Here is a 16,231-nt window from a genome sequence, read left to right as displayed (position 1 = left end):
CGCCCGTGACCGGCGCCGCCCGGCAGGCGCGGCCGGCCGCCACTCGCGACCGGCCGCCACTCATGTACGGAAGGCCAGCGCGAGCTGCGCCAACAGCTCAGGCCGCTCGCCCGGGCGGGGCGCAGCCCCACGTAGCCGTCGGGCCGGATGAGAAAGGCTTCGCCGCCGTGCGCCGTACATCTGCCGGAATTCGTCACGGCTGTCCTGGACGACGGACAGCAGCAGGCCGTCCGTCCGGAGCCCCGGGGCGACGGTCACCCGGACGGTCAGCTGTCCGTGCGCCCTGCTCCGTGCCGCCTCCGCCAACGCGTCGTACGACGTCGGCTGGTCCTCGTCGTCCGCGTACAGCAGCAAGGTGTGGTCGTCGCCGCGCAGCAGCTCGAACAGCCGGCACGGGTAGGCGGCGAGGTCGAGGCGGAGGCCGCCGCAGTCCGGTGCACGATCACCCGGAACCGGCCCCTGCGCAGGCCGGTGGTCGGTCCCGACGATCGGGCTGCCCCGATACCCGACGAGGAGCTGGGCCTCGCACCGGATGAGGGCCGACGGGTCGTCCGGATCCGCTTGCAGGGTTGTTCAGCAATCTGCAGGAATCCAAAGATCCACATGAGCCCTGCAGGCCCACTGCCGCACATAACTGCAGGTCAGTGCCGCAATCCACCGCACCGGGCGTCATGGAAACAGCCCACTCTGCGGCAGGATCGTTCCATCATTTCTGGCTTCATCGCCATGGCCACCCTCCTTGCCGCGGGTACGACGTGTGGACCGGACCCGCGGCAGGGGCGATTCACGTCGCCGTACCCGTCTGCAATGCGCCGTTGCACCAAGGCAGAACGGGCCGTTGCACCGCCAAGGGCCCGTGCGCGGTGCATGCGGACCTGCGCGGCGCGTGCATCGAGTGCGCCGGTTGCGCTCGGCGGACACCCCCCGGGCCGGGCAGGTGATCACCGACCGCGGGGGTGTGCTGCGCCCGCGGTCAGACGGATGCGCCCCTGCCCGTCTGAACAGGTGCGCACGGCCCAAGCACGGCCGCGCCCCGGCGGCAAGGGTGCAGGCCGGGCCGCGGCGGCGCTACCGCGCGCTCTGCCGAGGCGAACTCGGGGCGTGGTTGTCTCTTCCCCGTCAAATTCATGGCGCCGCACGGAAATCGTGGTTCGAGCACCATTCGAACGCGTACACCGCATACGCGCCTGGATTCCTGAATGACCGCCAGGCAACTGCGCGGCGAGCGACGGGAGTAAGGGCATGGAATTTCCGCAGGCAGCAAAAGCGCCTGCCCGGAGTGAATTCCGGGGCTATGGTGTCCGGGGCATCACGGCAGCAGCGGTCCTGCTCGCGGCCGGCGCGCTCAACCTGGCGTCCGGGCAGCCCGCCGAGGCCCGCTCCGGCGGGGCCTGGGACCGGCTGGCCGGGTGCGAGAGCGGAGGCAACTGGCGTATCGACACGGGCAACGGGTTCTCCGGAGGGCTGCAGCTCGCCCACTCCACCTGGCACTCCTTCGGCGGCGGCGCCTACGCGACACGGGCGGCGCGGGCGACCCGGTCCCAGCAGATCCGGGTGGCCGAGAGGGTGCTGGCCCGTCAGGGCTGGGGCGCCTGGCCGGCCTGCTCGGCCTCGCTGGGACTCAACTCGGGTACCGCACACCGCACTCCGCGGAGCGCCCCGGCGCGCCCCGCACCGCAGCGACAGGCAGACCCGTCGGCCCGGGCGCGGGCCCGCCATACCCATCCCCAGCCCCGCCAACCGCAGTCCCGCCATACCCAGTCCCATGAGAAGCGATACAAAGTCGGACGCCACCGGAGTACCGGCGGCTCGGTCGTCGTCAACTCCGGCGACACGCTGAGCGGTATCGCGTACGCGCACGGCCTGGGATGGCGGGAATTCTACCGGCTGAACCGGCAGGTGATCGGGGCGAATCCGCACCTGATTTTCCCCGGTACACGGCTCGCCGTACCACACTCCGGCGCCCACTGAGCGAGTAACGGAATACCCGGAATTCCCCTGGCCCGCGGCCGGGGGAATTCCGCCAATTCCCCGCTCCTTCACGCCACGGTGGCTCGTCGCGGGGGACGGGCCATCGTGGGATGTGACGGTGGCGGTGACGATGGCGGGCCATCGTAGGATGTGACGGGGGCGGTGACGATGGCGGGCCATCGTGGGACGTGACGGTGACGGTGACAGGCCACCGCAGGACGTGACGGTGACGGTGACAGGCCACCGCAGGACCTGACGACGGGGCCGGCCTGGCCCTCGTCCGTACGTGCAGGCCCTCGGGTGGTGCGGGCAGATCGGTCAGCCCGCGGTCGCGTACACGCGGTTGGCGAACTCCGCGATCTCCGCATCGCTGAGGTTCTTGGCGAGATTCGCCTCGGTGATCATCCCCACCAGTTGGTGGCCGCCCTTGACGTCGATCACCGGGAGGCGCTTGATGTGGTGCTCCTCCATGGTCCGCAGGACCTCGGAGGCGTCCGCATCCGCGTCGATCCAGTGCAGCTTGCCGCCCATGGAACCGGCCTGCACCGTCGCCGGTTCGACGCCTTCGGCACAACAGGTGACGACGATGTCGCGATCGGTGATCATGCCCATGAGCCTGTTGTTGTCACCGCAGATGGGCAGGCAGCCGACGTTCAGGTCCCGCATCATCTTCGCCGCGTCCATCAACGATTCATGTGCACCCACACAGCGCGCTCCGCCGGACATGATGTCGCGGGCTCGCAGCTTGCTGGCCATGATTCCTCCTGTCTCAGGAGTGTTGCTTGCCTCGCTTCGATCACATCACGGATGGCCCCACGACGCTCCCCGGGGACGGGACCCCGGCCGCCGCCGCGCGGCCGGTCCACACGTTCGGGGTGACAACTACCCGCGCACGCAAGCGTCGTCATGGCACGACCGCGGGACCGGGTGTCACCCCCGGGCGTAGTGTCAGCCTCTGTGACGATGTCGAATCCTTTCTTCGAGCCGAGTGATCTGCCCTACGCCCTGCCGCCTTTCGCGCGGATCCGGAACGATCACTTTCTCCCCGCCTTTGCCCGCGGCATAGCCGATCAGCTGGACGAGATCGCGGTCATCGGTGCCTGCGCCGAGCCGGCAACCTTCGAGAACACCGTGGAGGCGCTGGAGCGCAGCGGCGCGCTGCTGGGCCGGGTGTGCAGGGTGTTCTTCAACAAGGCGGCAACGGATACCGACGAGGAGATCCAGGCGCTAGAGGTCGAGATCGCTCCCCGGCTGGCCGCCCATGACGATGCGCTGCTGCTCGACTCCGCGCTGTTCGCCCGGCTGGACGCGCTCTTCGCGCGGCGCGAGCAGTCCGGCTGGAACACCGAGCAGTTGCGGCTGCTGGAGCGCCACCACACCGACCGGGTCCGGGCCGGCGCCCGCCTCGCCCCGGAGCAGCAGCAGCGCCTGCGCGCGCTGAATGCCGAGATCGCCGCCCGGTGCACCGAGTTCGGGCAGAACCTCCGGGCGGCCACCGCGGACGCCGCGCTCGTACTGGACCGTGCCGAGGAGCTGGCAGGCCTGCCGGCGGACCAGATCGCGGCCGCCGCCGCGAACGCCCGGGCACTGGGGCACGAGGGCAAGTATGTGCTCAGCCTGAAGAACTTCTCCCAGCAGACCGAGCTCGCCGCGCTGGACGACCCTGCCCTGCGCGAGCGGCTGCTGGCCGCGTCCCTCGGTCGCGGTACCGACACCAACGGCCCGGTCGCCGTCGCGCTGGCCACCTTGCGCGCCGAGCGCGCCGCCCTGCTCGGCTACCCCAGCCATGCCGCCTGGGAGGTCGCCGACCGGACCGCCGGCACCACGGACGCCGTCGAGGAACTGCTCGGCCGGCTGGTCGCCCCCGCCACCGCCAATGCCGAGCGGGAGGGCGCGGCCCTGGCCGAGGCGGCCGGCGTGGCCACGATCCGCGCGGCGGACTGGCAGTACTTCTCCGAGCGGGTGCGCAGGGAGCGGTTCGCGCTCGACGCGTCGGTGCTGCGGCCCTATCTGGAGCTGGAGACCGTGCTGCACGACGGTGTCTTCCATGCCGCCGAGCTGGTCTACGGGATCACCTTCACCCCGCGCCCCGACCTGGTGTCGTACCACCCGGATGCCCGCATCTACGAGGTCCACGACGCCGACGGCAGCCCGCTCGGGCTGTACATCGGCGATTTCCACGCCCGTGAGTCGAAGCGGGGCGGCGCCTGGATGGACGCCCTCGTCCCGCAGTCCCGGCTGCTCGGCCACAAGCCGGTCGTGGTCAACAACCTGAATGTCGCCAGGCCCCCGGCGGGCGAGCCGGTGCTGCTGACCTGGAGCGAGGTCAACACGCTGTTCCACGAGTTCGGACATGCGCTGCACGGGCTGTTCTCCGATGTGCGCTACCCGCTGCTGTCCGGCACCCAGGTGCCTCGTGACTTCGTCGAGTTCCCCTCCCAGGTCAACGAGGTGTGGGCGGACTGGCCGGAGATCCTGTCCCACTACGCCCGGCACCACGTCACCGGCGAGCCGATGCCGGCCGAACTGCCGGCCCGGCTGCGCGAGGCGGAGAACTTCGGTGCGGGGTTCCGGATGGTGGAGCACCAGGCCGCCGCGGTGCTGGACTGGGCCTGGCACTCCCTTGCCGCCGGTGAGGCACCGGCCGCCGACGGGGCCGAGGCGTTCGAGGCGGCCGCGCTGGAGCGCTACGGGCTCTCGGTGTCCGCGATCCCGCCGCGCTATCGCACCGGCTACTTCGCCCACATCTTCAGCGGCGGCTACGCGGCCGGTTACTACGGCTACCGCTGGGCGGAAGTGCTGGACGCCGATACCGTGCGCTGGTTCCGCGAGAACGGGAAGACGATCCGCGAGAGCGGTGAGATCTTCCGCCGCGAACTCCTCGGCAAGGGCGGCAGCGTCGACCCGCTCGGCGCGTTCCGTGCGGTCGTCGGCCGGGACCCGGACCTCGCGCCGCTGCTGGCGCGCCACGGGCTGGAGGGCTGATCCCGGCAGGCCGGGCGGGCGCCGGGGCCCGGTGATGCCGGGCCGGCGGTTGCCGTGTGGGGGCAGGAGCCGCCGCCGGGCCGGCGCCCGGGCCTCAGCCGGCGGCCAAGGCGACGAACCGGTGCTGCCGCTCCCCGTGGAGACGGCCCGGCGGGAGCTTGCGGCCGAACGCGACCAGCAGCAGGTCCTGGGCGGCGCCGGACAGCGGCGTACCGGTGCCGAAGGACCAGTCGAGGTCGTCGGCGCGGAGCTCGACACCGCTGAGGTCGGCTCCGAAGAACCTGGCGGACCTGGCGGTGACCTTCTCCAGCAGGAGGCGCACCCGGTCTTCCGGAACGCGCCGGCCGAGGCCGAGGGCGACCGTGATGTCCAGCCCGTGGACCACATCGTGCCCCAGCGCCGACGCGAGGCCGCCGACCGGCGGCTTCCAGGGATGATGAGCATTGTCCCGGAGGAAGCCGGCGAGCTCACCCGTTGAGGCGGCGGCCGCGTCTCTGCGGGCACAGCGGTCGGTCATCCGGTGGAGATTGCCGCCCGCTCTGACGAGTTCGGCGGCCGTCTTGGCGAATGAGTGGCGGAACCCCATCGACATATGGGCCGCGACCTCGCGTACCCGCCACCCCGCGCACAGTGTCGGCGCCGCCCACTGCTCGGCCGTCAGGCCGTCCAACAGGTCCGCCAGTTCCCGGCGTTCGGCCGCGATCGCCGCTTTGATGCTCATCCGGCTGCTCCTCCCCCGTGAGGGTTCCTCTCCCGAACTGCCTCCGGTCTCCATGATGTTGTGGGCTTCGCCATTAGTCCAAGAGCTAGCTCTTCCCCTCTCTAGAATCGGCAGTTATGGAGCTTCGGCAGCTGCAGTACTTCGTCACGGTGGTGGAGGAGGCGAACTTCACCCGTGCGGCCGCCCGGCTGCATCTGACGCAGCCCGGGGTGAGCGCCCAGATCCGGCAGCTCGAAAGGGAGTTGGGGCAGCCGCTCCTGGACCGCTCCGGCCGTTCGGTGACCACCACGGAGGCGGGCCGGGCCGTCCTCACCCATGCGCGGGCGGCGCTCGCCGCCGTCGAGGAGATACGGCAGACCGTGGACGAGTTCAGCGGGCTGCTCCGCGGTCGCGTCCGGGTCGGTCTGGTCTCCGGCGCCGGCACCCGCAGTTTCGATCTTGCGTCGCTGCTGGCCGATTTCCACGATGCGCATCCGCAGGTGGAGATCTCCCTCGCCGAGGACACATCGGAGCGGATGCTCGCGGCGCTGCTCGGCGGTGCCCTCGACGTCGCCCTGATCGGGCTGGCGGACGAGCGGCCACCCGCGGGCATCTCCTGCCAGGTCGTGGTCGACTCCCCCCTGGTCGCCGCCGTCGCGCCGGGCGACCCGCTCCTGGCGGCGCACCCCGGCCGGACGAGCGTGCCGCTGGCCGCGCTCCGCGAGCGCCCGTTGATCGCCCTGCCGCGCGGTACCGGTGTGCGCGGGGTGCTCGAACGCGCCTGTGCACAGGCCGGATTCCGGCCCCGTATCGCCTTCGAGGCGTCCGTGCTGCAGATGCTGGCGCGGCTGGCGGCCAGCGGCCTCGGCGTGGCCGTCGTCCCGGCGCTGCCGGCGGACGCGGCGTCAGCCGCCGGGCTGCGGACGATGGAGATCACCGGGCCGCGGCTGCGTGGCCGGGTCGCCCTGGCCTGGCGGACCGAGGGGCCCGCCGGCCCGGCGGCCAGGACCCTGCTGGGCCGGCTGCGTACCGCCCTTCCCGAACCGGGAGGCCACGGGGAGCCACCGGCCGGACCGCAGACCGGGGACGCCCGGCCCGGGCCGGCCGGCGGTGCGGATCACCAGGCCGCGGGCGCGTAGTCCTTCAGGAAGCAGCCGAACAGATCCTCGCCCGACTCACCGCGGACGATCGGGTCGTACACCCGGGCCGCTCCGTCGACCAGGTCGAGGGGAGCGTGGAAGCCCTCTTCGGCCAGGCGCATCTTGTCGGGGTGCGGGCGCTCATCGGTGATCCAGCCGGTGTCCACGGCCGTCATGAGGATGCCGTCGGTCTCCAGCATCTCCCGGGCACTGGTGCGGGTGAGCATGTTCAGCGCCGCCTTGGCCATATTGGTGTGCGGATGGCCGGCGCCCTTGTAGCCGCGGCTGAACTGGCCTTCCATCGCCGAGACGTTCACCACGTACTTACGGCGTGCGGGGGCCGCCGCCATCGCCGGGCGCAGCTTGCTCACCAGCAGGAAGGGCGCGGTCATATTGCACAGCTGGACTTCCAGCAGCTCGATGGGGTCGACCTCGTCCACCTTCTGTATCCAGGTGTTGGTCGGATGCAGATCCGGTACGAGGCCGCCGGCGTCGATCGCGGTGCCCGCCTCGATGCGGGCGGGGGTGGCGGAGCCGGTGGTCAGGGCGAGGGCGGTGAGGTCTTCGGCGGTCAGCGCACCGGGGGTGGCGGACGCGGCGGTGAGGGCGGCGGGCGTGCCGCTGCCGAAGTGGCCGAGGACGACGGAGGCGGGCAGCTCCCCGGCGGGCAGCGGGGCGGACTCGGCGGCGATCAGCTGTCCGTACGCCTCGGAAGAGCGGCGGACGGTCTGGGCGGCGTTGTTGATCAGAATGTCGAGGGGGCCCTCGGCGCTCACCGTGTCGGCGAGCGCGACGACCTGGGCCGGGTCACGGAGATCGATTCCGACGATCTTCAGCCGGTGCAGCCACTCCGCACTGTCCGGCATCGCCTTGAAGCGGCGGATGGCGTCGCTCGGGAAGCGGGTGGTGACGGTGGTGTGGGCGCCGTCCCGCAGCAGGCGGAGGGCGATATACATGCCGATCTTGGCCCGGCCGCCGGTGAGCAGGGCGCGCCGGCCGGTGAGGTCGGTGCGGGCGTCGCGGCGGGAGCGGTTCTCCTTGGCGCACGGCGGGCAGAGCTGGTGGTAGAAGGCGTCGACCTCGACGTAGCGCGACTTGCAGGTGTAGCAGGACCTGGGGCGCTGCAGGACGCCGGCGATCTGGGTGGTCACGGAGCTGGCGAGGGCCAGTCCCTGGGTCTCGTCGTCGATCCGGTCGGGCGCACCGGTGGCCGTGGCCGCGGTCACCGCCCGGTCGTTGGCGGTCTTGGCCGCCCGGCGTTCCTGCCGGCGGCGCTGCTTGACCTTGCGGTAGATCCCGGCGGTGGCGCGCCGTATCGCGACGGCGTCCGGGTGGTCGACGGGCAGCGCGTCGAGCTCCTCCAGCACGCTCAGGCAGACCGCCATCCGCTCCGAGTCGATACCCGTGCCATCGGCCCGGCCTGTTTCGGTCACCGTCATCGCCGCTGCCGCTTTCCTGGGATCGTTTGTTCTATTCACGCTTCGGCGGAACTTTACGTAGCGGGAGGCTGCGGCGCCAAACCCGGTGGGGGCGCTCGCACTGATGAGCGACCCCACCGGGGGGCGGCAGCGGCCGGTGAGCGCGGCGCCGGGGCACGCGGCGGCCGGTAAAACGCCCCCCGCCGCTCCGGGCCGGTCACGGTCAAGGGGCCCGGCGCTCCCCGCACCGGGCCCCTCACTCACATCGATTCACCGACATCGACTCACCGGCATCGATTCACCGACGTCGACCGACGCCCGTCAGCTCGCCGGGTCGTGGTTCAGCTCGATGTCGAACGCGCTGTTCCCGTCGGCCCCCAGGTGCAGCGGGGCGGCGACCGGCGGATAGCCGGCGGCGATCAGGGTGTACTCACCGCTGTCGAGGTCGGTGAAGACGTACTCACCGTCCTGACCGCTGGTGGCGGTGGCCACCACGTTGCCCGCCGGGTCCAGCAGGGTCACCCGGGCGTCGTCCACCGGGCCGCCGCGCACCGTACGGACGGTGCCGCGGACCTGGGCGCCGAGCGTGAGCCGCACCTCGTACCAGTTGCGGTTGCCCGAGGTGACCTCCACCTGGAGGGCGGACGGGCGGTGGTGCTCGGCGCTGACGGCCAGGGTGTAGCTGCCCGGGGTCAGCTCACCGAACGCGAAGCCGCCGTCCTGTCCGGCCACGCCCGAGGCCACGACCTCGCCGCGTACGTCGGTGGCCACGACGAGCGCGCCGGGCACCGGGTCGTCGCCCTTTTCCTCGCGGACCTCGCCCGAGAGCCCGGCCGCGCCGCTGAGGGTCAGGTCGAACGAGACGGGCTCGCCGCCCACCACCACGGTCACGGCCTGCGGGCTGCGGGCCCCGGCGGAGCCGATCAGCACATAGGTGCCGGCGCCCGTCGTGGGCAGGGCGTACCCGCCGTCGGCCGCGGTCGACGTCCGGCCGAGCTGCCGGCCGCCGACGCTGATCAGGGTGACCGCGGCCTGCGCCACCGGCCTGCCGTCGCCGTCCCGCACCATTCCCCGGATCACCGGGCCGCTCGTGCCGTCTTCGCGGTCCACCGAGCCCGAGGGCGCCGCGGCGAGGACCGGTACGGCGTCGGCGACCGGGTCATCGGACGGCCCGTGCGGGTCCGCATCACCGGTGCCGCCGGCCGCATCCTCGGCACCGTTCGCCGTGCCGTCGAGGGCACCTCCCGCGCCCTTGGCGGATTCCTCGGCCTCGGCCTGCGCACGTGCCTGCAGACCGGAGATCTGCCGCAGCGGCATCTCCTTGATGAACCACATCAGCACGAAGGCCAGGGCGACGACGACCGCGCCCATCAGGAACACGGTGTGCATCGAGTCGGCGAAGCCGCGCTTGAACGGCTCGGCCAGCCGCGGATCGAGGTGCTGGATGAACGACGAATCGCTGAGCACACCCGAGGAGTTACCGTTGCCGGGGTGCTTGAGCATGTCCAGCACGGGCTTGTTGGCGGGGTCGCGCAGCACCGCGGGGTCGTGCAGTGCGGCCTGGAAGCGCTCGGTGGACGCGGCGGTCCTGAAGGCCGAGGAGATCTTGTCGCCGACCGTGCTGAACAGCACCGACAGGAAGATCGCGGTACCCGCCGTGGCACCCATCTGACGGAAGAACGTGGACGAGGCGGTCGCCACGCCCATGTCCCGCGGCGGCACCGCGTTCTGCACGGCCAGCACCAGGGTCTGCATACAGCCGCCCAGGCCCAGGCCGAAGACCAGCATGTACACCATGGTCTCCCACAGCGGGGTGTCCCACTGGACCCGGAAGTGGAAGAGCAGCATCGCCGCGACCATCAGCGCGGTGCCGATGATCGGGAAGATCTTGTAGCGGCCGGTCTTCGAGGTGATCTGGCCCGAGGCGATGGAGGCGATGAACATGCCCGCCATCAGCGGCAGCATTTCCAGGCCCGACTTGGTGGGGCTGGCACCCTTCACGATCTGGAGGTACTGCGGGATCATCAGCATCCCGCCGAACATGCCCATACCGATCAGCACGGACAGCAGACTGGTCTTGCTGAAGGTGCCGTTGCGGAACAGCCGCATCGGGATCAGCGCATCGTCGCCGATCCACCGCTCGACGAAGATCCAGGCAATGATGCCGACGACCCCGATGGCGTAACAGGCGATCGACCGGGACGAGTCCCAGCCCCACTCCCGGCCCTGCTCCGCCACCAGCAGCAGCGGTACGACGCCGACGGAGATGGTGAGCGCTCCCCACCAGTCGATGCGGTGATCGCGCCGGGTGTGCGGGATGTTGAGCACCTTCGCGACCACGAACAGCGCGATGATGCCGATCGGCACGTTGACCAGGAAGACCCAGCGCCAGCCGGTGATGCCCAGCAGCTGGTCCTGTCCGGCGAGCGCCCCGCCGATCAGCGGGCCGGCCACGCTGGAGGTGGCGAAGGTGCCCAGCATGTAGCCCTGGTACCGGGCGCGTTCCCGGGGCGGGACGATGTCACCGATGATCGCCAGCGCCAGCGACATCAGACCGCCGGCGCCCAGGCCCTGCACCGCCCGGAAGGCGGCGAGTTCGGTCATCGAGGTGGAGAACGTGCACAGCACCGAGCCCGCGACGAAGATGGTGATCGCGGCCAGGTAGAACGGCTTGCGGCCGTACAGGTCGGACAGCTTGCCGTACAGCGGGGTGGCGATCGTCGAGGTGATCAGGTAGGCGGTGGTCGCCCAGGCCTGCTCGCTGAGGCCGTGCAGATCGTCGGCGATGGTCCGGATCGAGGTGCTGACGATGGTCTGGTCGAGCGCGGCCAGGAACATCCCCAGCATCAAGCCGCTGAGGATGGTGAGGATCTGGCGGTGGCTCAGGATCCCGGGTTCGGGTATCGCCTCGGCTCCCGCGGCGGGCGGGGAGGTGGCTGTGCTCATGTACGTATGTCTCCCTGCTCCACGGCCGTGCCCTGGTCTCCCCCGGGGCCCGGCCGTGTGTGTTGTCGTCCTGCCATGTCTTCGTTGAGACGGCCCAGCAGCCGGATCAGGTCGGCCCGGTCCTGGGGCGACCACGGTTCGAGCAGCGCGGCCAGTTCGGCATCGCGCTGACGGCGGTAGTGCGCGAATGCGGCGCGCCCCGCGTCGGTCGCCGCCAGCAAGGACCCGCGGCGGTCCTCCGGGTCGGGGCGACGGGTCACCAGTCCCCGCTCGACCAGCGAGCGCACCTGGCGGCTGACGGTCGACAGGTCGAGGAACGCGTCGGCGGCCAGATCGGTCGCCCGCTGGTCCCCGCCGACGACCAGCCTGGCCAGCAGCACCCGGTCGGCGGCGCCTCCGTCGGTCTTGGCGCGCTGTTTCCACGCGGCGATCAGCCGCGAGAAGCGGACGATCTCCGTTCCCAGGCCGGCGGCCGCCTCGTCCAGCCCCGACGAGGCGGTGACCTGCACAGCAGCCCGGTCGCAGGCGTGGACCGTGCCCTTACTCATCGTCGTGATCCTTCGCGGTGAAGTGGTCGATCCGCTGAATACATTGCTTGTATCCAGCAAGCATAGCGGCTGGAACCGAGTGCTTCGCACCGCCCAATACCGGGCCGTGGGCAAGGAGGTGGGCGGCATGGGAGAGGGGGTGGGGGTGAGAAGGTACGTCCGGCGGACCGGCAGACCGGACAGTTCGCCGCCCCCTCGACCGGCCGGGAGACCGCTGTGCACCTTTCCCCTGACCTACTCGCGCTGCTCCGCCGGCCGAGCACCTGCTTTCTGGCCACCTCGATGCCCGACGGCTCCCCGCAGGTGACCCAGACCTGGGTCGACACCGATGGCACCCATGTGCTGATCAACAGCGTCCGGAGTCATGTGAAGACCCGGAACATCGGCCGCGACCCCCGCGTGGCGGTCGCCGTCTGCGACCCGGACCACCCCGCGCGCTACTTCCAGGTGCGCGGCCGGGTGGTCGAGACCACGACCGAGGGCGCGGTCGAGCACATCGAACAGCTCGCCCGGAAGTACCTCGGCACGCCCTACCCCTGGTACGGCGGCCGCGACGAGGAGCGGGTGCTCTTCGTCATCGCGCCGGAGAGCATCAGCGGCACCGGTTAGGGAGCCGACGGGTCATACCCGGGCCGCGGCATCGCAGCGAAGCGCCGGGGGCTACGGTTCCCGGCGCCGGGCCCCGCTCAGTCCGCGGCGCCGGGCCCGCCTCCGCTCAGCCGACGCACCACCGCATCCGGGTCGGCGAGCAGCCCTGTCCGCCCGTCGGTCGCCGGACGGCCCCGCGGAACGCGGCCACCACGGCGGCCGCATCCGCCGGCGCGCAGCCGTCACGACCGGACAGCTCGCGGGGTGGGGTGCCGGAGCAGGGCGGACGGCAGCTCGGTGGACTCGGCGAGCAGGAGGGCGTCGTAGAGGTCCTTGCCCTCGGGATGCAGGTCACTCACCAGCCAGAGCACCTTCCAGGCGAGCGAGAGCGCGCGGGCCGCCGCACGGACCACCACCGGTGCGGTGCCCTGCGGTTAGCGGATCTCGGCGGGCTCCGGGGGCACGGGCAGGCGCTCGGTGGAGACGACGCCGAGCTGCACACTCCCCGGCGGGCACCCCGCCGGCTTCGGCCCGCGGGCATCGCTGCGCCGCTGCTCGTCCTCATCCCGAGATGATCAGACACCATCCGGCGGCAGCGCTCCGGCGCACCCCGCGGGACCGCTTCAGGTGATCGCTGCGGTACGCGAATCCTCGGTGAGGTCCATCTTCGGCGGGGGCCTGCGGAAGCCCTTCGTGAGGAAGGCGAGGTAGGCGATACCCACCACCAGCCAGGCCAGACCCAGGAGTTGGGCCTTGGTGTCGAGATGGACCAGTAGCCAGATGTCGACCGCGGCGCCGATCACCGGGGCCACCACATAGGACAGGACGCGGGGGCGGTCGCCGGCCCGGCGGCGGCGGAGGTAGGTGGCGAGGACGCTGAGGTTGACGAAGGTGAAGGCGGTGAAGGCGCCGAAGTTGATGAAGGACGTGGAGGTGGTCACGTTCATGCGCAGGGCGATGAGGCCGACTGCGCCGGTGAGCAGGATGTTGAAGACGGGGGTGCGCAGCCGGGGGTGGATCCGCCCGAACGTCTTGCGCGGGAGGACCGCATCGCGGCCCATGGCGAGCAGCAGCCGGGAGGTGCTGGCCTGGGCGGAGACGCCGGAGGCGAACTGCGCGACGACCAGCCCGGCGAGGAAGACGGACGCGAAGACGTCCCCGCCGATGACCCGGGCGATCTCGAAGGCCGCGGAGTCGGCATCGGCGAAAACGCTGCCCGGGTGGACGAGTTGGGTCGCGTAGGCCACCGCGACGAAGATCCCGCCGCCGATGAGCGCGACGAGGAGAATGGCGCGGGGCATGGTCCGCTTCGGCTCGATGGTCTCCTCGGTGAGGGTGGTGACCGCGTCGAAACCGAGAAAGGAGTAGGCCGCGATGGCGGCGCCTGCCGAGATGCCGGCCAGGGTGGTGGCGTGGTTGGCGAAGGGTGTGGCGTCGGCGAGCGCGCCCGCACCGCCGAGCTGGACCACGTGCCGCAGGGACAGCAGCACGAAGAATGCGATCACCAGGAACTGGAAGAGCATCAGCAGGTCGTTGACGCGCTCCGCGGTTTTGATGCCCCGGACGTTCAGCGCCGTGGTCAGCACGATGAAGCCGAGGATCCACACCCAGAACGGGACGCCGGGGAACTGGGCCTGGAGGTAGGCGCCGCCGATGAGCCAGATGACCATGGGCAGGAAGAAGTAGTCCAGGAGTGTCGCCCAGCCGACGAGGAAGCCGGCGCGTCCGTCGATGGCTTCCCTGACGTAGGTGTACGCCGAGCCTGCGACCGGGTGGGCGGCCGCCATCTTCCCGTAGCTGTGCGCGGTGAACAGCATGGCGCACAGGGCGAGGAGGTACGCCGTGGGGACGGCGCCCCCGGTGGTGTCGGCCACGACGCCGAAGGTCCCCAGGACGATCAGCGGGGTCATGTACGCGAGTCCGAACAGGACGACGGACTTGAGGGTGAGGGTGCGGGCGAGCGTGTGCTCGGAGGGGTCCATGGGTGGCTCCGGGGGATGTGCCGTGGTGCGGTGAGGGGCGGGTCGGCGGCTCAGCCGCCCGTGCCGGGAGGAAATGGGGCGGGTCCGGCGGGCCGCCAGCGGCGTGGGTCGATCCGCCCGTCGTAGAGCGGGAGTTCCAGCGGAGCGTCGCTGTCGGTGAACTGGTCCCACATGCGGTTGAGACCGGCCGTGCCGAACTCGCGTACCCGGCTGACGTCGTCGAGGTCCAGCACATCGGTGAGGACGGCGGGGCCCTGGTCGGGCGCCTCGGTGCGGACCCGGCCTTCGGGGTCGACGACGAGACTGCGGCCGGTGCCGGTGGGGCCGGCGGTGTTGACGCTGAGCACGAACACCTGGTTCACGATGGCGTTGGCGCGGGCGAGCACCCATTCCTGCGCGCGGTCGGCGGTGGTGGTCATGACGGGGTTGACGATCACCTCCGCGCCCATCCAGGCGAGGTGGCGGGCCACTTCGGGGAACCAGGCGTCGTAGCAGATCGAGAAGCCGACCCGGCCGGTGCCCGGCAGGTCGAGGACGACGAAGCGGTCCCCCGGGACATAGGGCTCGTGCGGCCGCCACGGGAAGATCTTGCGGTAGGAGGCGGCCGGCCGGCCCTCGGGCGAGAACGCCAGCGCTGTGTTGAACAGCTCACCGGCCGGCCCCCGTTCGCAGACGCTGCCGGGTACCAGCCAGATGCCGAGGTCACCGGCGAGCTCGGCGAGCTGCCGCGCACGGGGGCCGTCCAGTGGTTCGGCCGCCGCCCGTAGTTGGTCCTCGGACGCGTCGGCGGAGCCGGTCACCCCGCACAGATGCAGCTCGGGGTACACCACGAGCCGGGTCTGCGGGAAGCGGGCGATCAGCTCCCCGACCTCCTCGGCGAAGCCGGACAAGGGTGCCGTGGCCGGGCGGGGCGGCGCCTGGACGAGGGCTACGGGCAGGGGTCGGGACATGGGCCTCACCTGCGTTCTTAGGGGCCGGACGGGGGCTTCGGGGGGTGTCGCACGACGGGCCGCCGGGCGGGCGGCGCGACCCGGATGAAATTAGAGCAAGATGAGCTCTTATTCAAGAGATCTCATCATGAGATATTTGTTAGGGTGAGCCATGCCCGGACACCTTCCCGACGCCATGGAGCCCGGGGGCGCGGAGCCCGAGGCCGTGCGGAGCCTGAATGCCCCGCCGCTGGGCGGCATTCAGCGACTCTCCGCCCTGGACACGGTGCGCGCCCGTATCGCCCTCGCCGTCGAGCTCGGCCTGCTGGCCCCCGGTGAGCGCCTTCCGCCGACCGACGAGATCGCCGCCGCGCTGGGCGTCGGGGACATCACCGTCCGCCGCGCGCTCGCCTCGCTGCACGCCGACGGTGTGCTGGAGCGCCGGCGCGGCCGGACCGGCGGCACCCTGGTCGCCGAGCGGCCCGCGAAGGGGACCGTCACCGAGGCCGGGGCCTACCGCGCGGCAGCGGCCGAGGTCCACCGGCTGATCGACCACCGGCTCGTCCTCGAATGCGGGGTCGCCCATCTGGCCGCGCTGCACGCCGACGAAGCCGCCCTCGATGCTCTCGACCGGCTGGTCGGCGCGATGGACGAGGCCGGCGGCTGGACCGAGTTCCGCGGCCACGACGAGCGCTTCCACCTGGCGGTGGCGGAGGCCACCGGCATCGCCTTCGCCGCCGCACCGTACGGCGCGGTGCTGCGGGACCTCTACCGCTACTACCTGCCGTATCCGCTGGACATCCTCCGGCGGTCCAACTGCGAACACCGCGCCCTGCTCGACGCCCTGCGGCGCGGTGACCCGGTGGGCGCCGCCGAGGTCGCCCGGCAGCATGTCGGCCAGTTGCACCGGACGATGTTCGTAGGCCTGATGGACGACGCCGGGGCGGAGGCCGGCGGGACGAAGGCCGGCGGGGCGTCCGCCGGCTGAGCGGGGTCCGACGCCGGGTACGGCATGGCAACCTGGC

14 protein-coding genes are annotated in these 16,231 nt (G+C 71.5%); 5 read left to right on the top strand and 9 right to left on the bottom strand.

Translation table 11 applies throughout. From position 1 onward, the window contains the following. Positions 1-60: 60 nt before the first annotated feature. Complete coding sequence (locus tag ACGFR7_RS02565) at positions 61-354, bottom strand: hypothetical protein (protein WP_393312117.1); 294 nt, start codon at positions 352-354, stop codon at positions 61-63. Positions 355-1,242: 888 nt separating this feature from the next. Between ACGFR7_RS02565 and ACGFR7_RS02560 the strand changes: the two genes are divergently transcribed. Beyond that, on the top strand, positions 1,243-1,971 hold the full coding sequence (locus ACGFR7_RS02560; RefSeq protein ID WP_393312115.1) for a transglycosylase family protein: 729 nt from the start codon (positions 1,243-1,245) through the stop codon (positions 1,969-1,971). 318 nt (positions 1,972-2,289) lie between these two features. Here the strand turns inward: ACGFR7_RS02560 and ACGFR7_RS02555 are convergent, their stop codons facing one another. Further along, positions 2,290-2,727, bottom strand: coding sequence for a CBS domain-containing protein (locus ACGFR7_RS02555; RefSeq protein ID WP_393312113.1), 438 nt, complete (start codon positions 2,725-2,727; stop codon positions 2,290-2,292). 207 nt (positions 2,728-2,934) lie between these two features. Here ACGFR7_RS02555 and ACGFR7_RS02550 point away from each other — a divergent pair, with 207 nt between their 5' ends. After that, the gene (locus ACGFR7_RS02550) at positions 2,935-4,956 is read left to right on the top strand and encodes a M3 family metallopeptidase (RefSeq protein ID WP_393312112.1); all 2,022 of its coding nucleotides are present in this window, start codon (positions 2,935-2,937) and stop codon (positions 4,954-4,956) included. 94 nt (positions 4,957-5,050) lie between these two features. Here ACGFR7_RS02550 and ACGFR7_RS02545 read toward each other — a convergent pair whose 3' ends face one another. Then, positions 5,051-5,677 (bottom strand): maleylpyruvate isomerase family mycothiol-dependent enzyme, encoded by a 627-nt coding sequence (locus tag ACGFR7_RS02545; protein WP_393312110.1) that lies wholly within the window; start codon positions 5,675-5,677, stop codon positions 5,051-5,053. A gap of 116 nt (positions 5,678-5,793) precedes the next feature. Here ACGFR7_RS02545 and ACGFR7_RS02540 point away from each other — a divergent pair, with 116 nt between their 5' ends. Next, a complete protein-coding gene (locus ACGFR7_RS02540; RefSeq protein WP_393312108.1) occupies positions 5,794-6,795 on the top strand; it encodes a LysR family transcriptional regulator in 1,002 nt (333 codons plus the stop codon). Here the strand turns inward: ACGFR7_RS02540 and ACGFR7_RS02535 are convergent. From ACGFR7_RS02535 to ACGFR7_RS02525, 3 genes are all read right to left on the bottom strand, one after another. Beyond that, entirely contained in the window at positions 6,774-8,234 is a 1,461-nt protein-coding gene (locus ACGFR7_RS02535; protein WP_393312106.1) for an SDR family NAD(P)-dependent oxidoreductase, read from the bottom strand. The two genes, ACGFR7_RS02540 and ACGFR7_RS02535, sit on opposite strands and share 22 nt — an antisense overlap. 300 nt (positions 8,235-8,534) lie before the next feature. Then, positions 8,535-11,159: an MFS transporter gene (locus tag ACGFR7_RS02530; RefSeq protein WP_393312104.1), complete on the bottom strand. Its 2,625-nt coding sequence runs from the start codon at positions 11,157-11,159 to the stop codon at positions 8,535-8,537. Then, positions 11,156-11,707, bottom strand: a complete 552-nt coding sequence (locus ACGFR7_RS02525; RefSeq protein ID WP_393312102.1) for a MarR family winged helix-turn-helix transcriptional regulator — start codon at positions 11,705-11,707, stop codon at positions 11,156-11,158. Before ACGFR7_RS02525 ends, ACGFR7_RS02530 begins: the two co-directional genes overlap by 4 nt. Before the next feature lie 216 nt (positions 11,708-11,923). Between ACGFR7_RS02525 and ACGFR7_RS02520 the strand changes: the two genes are divergently transcribed. Further along, the gene (locus ACGFR7_RS02520) at positions 11,924-12,316 is read left to right on the top strand and encodes a PPOX class F420-dependent oxidoreductase (protein WP_393312100.1); all 393 of its coding nucleotides are present in this window, start codon (positions 11,924-11,926) and stop codon (positions 12,314-12,316) included. Between the two features lie 221 nt (positions 12,317-12,537). Here ACGFR7_RS02520 and ACGFR7_RS02515 read toward each other — a convergent pair whose 3' ends face one another. From ACGFR7_RS02515 to ACGFR7_RS02505, 3 genes are all read right to left on the bottom strand, one after another. Further along, on the bottom strand, positions 12,538-12,711 hold the full coding sequence (locus tag ACGFR7_RS02515; RefSeq protein ID WP_393312098.1) for a hypothetical protein: 174 nt from the start codon (positions 12,709-12,711) through the stop codon (positions 12,538-12,540). 207 nt (positions 12,712-12,918) lie between these two features. Next, positions 12,919-14,277 (bottom strand): APC family permease, encoded by a 1,359-nt coding sequence (locus ACGFR7_RS02510; protein WP_393312096.1) that lies wholly within the window; start codon positions 14,275-14,277, stop codon positions 12,919-12,921. A 50-nt stretch (positions 14,278-14,327) separates the two neighbouring features. Next, positions 14,328-15,227, bottom strand: coding sequence for a carbon-nitrogen hydrolase family protein (locus tag ACGFR7_RS02505; RefSeq protein ID WP_393312094.1), 900 nt, complete (start codon positions 15,225-15,227; stop codon positions 14,328-14,330). A 151-nt stretch (positions 15,228-15,378) separates the two neighbouring features. Here ACGFR7_RS02505 and ACGFR7_RS02500 point away from each other — a divergent pair, with 151 nt between their 5' ends. Further along, positions 15,379-16,194 carry a FadR/GntR family transcriptional regulator gene (locus tag ACGFR7_RS02500; protein ID WP_393312092.1) on the top strand — a complete coding sequence of 272 codons (816 nt, stop codon included), beginning with the start codon at positions 15,379-15,381 and terminating at the stop codon, positions 16,192-16,194. Positions 16,195-16,231 lie beyond the last annotated feature (37 nt).

Source organism: Streptomyces sp. NPDC048516, from assembly GCF_043199875.1.
In the GTDB taxonomy this organism is placed as follows: Bacteria; Actinomycetota; Actinomycetes; order Streptomycetales; family Streptomycetaceae; genus Streptomyces.
The sequence above is the reverse complement of the archived record's forward strand: the minus strand, read 5'-3'. Positions and strand labels throughout refer to the sequence as shown.